Origin of the sequence: Streptomyces beijiangensis, assembly GCF_017315755.1 — a bacterium.
Lineage (GTDB): Bacteria > Actinomycetota > Actinomycetes > Streptomycetales > Streptomycetaceae > Streptomyces > Streptomyces beijiangensis.
Genome location: NZ_JAFLRJ010000368.1, coordinates 1 through 335, shown reverse-complemented (window position 1 = coordinate 335; position 335 = coordinate 1). Strand labels below are relative to the sequence as shown.

The following is a 335-nucleotide window of genomic DNA, read 5'->3' as shown; positions in this document are numbered from 1 at the left end:
GAGATACGGCGCAGGGCGCGCAGGAAGGTCTCACTGGTGAGATCCTCCGCCGTCGCCTTCCCCCCGACGCGGTAGTAGATGTAGCGGTAGACGGTGTCGCTGTACTGGTCGTAGAGGCGCCCGAAGGCATCGGCCTCGCCGGCCTGGGCACGTTCGACCAGCTCCATCATGCGGGCGCTGTCGCTGTCGGCCGTGGGTCGGCGTGGTGCGGGTGCTGCGGTGGACGTGCGGGTAGAGCCACGAGTGCTCCGTCTGCCGACTGCCGCGCTGCTCTCGGCGAGCGCGTAGCAGGGGCCGACGGGCGTGAGCGTGGCGGGCAGGGGGGTGGCGAGGGC

Annotated in this window: 1 protein-coding gene; it reads right to left on the bottom strand. The window is 71.3% G+C overall.

Annotation, left to right across the window (positions count from 1 at the left end):
• A partial coding sequence (locus J0695_RS31120; protein WP_277990051.1) for a sigma factor occupies positions 1-335 on the bottom strand: 335 nt, incomplete at both ends.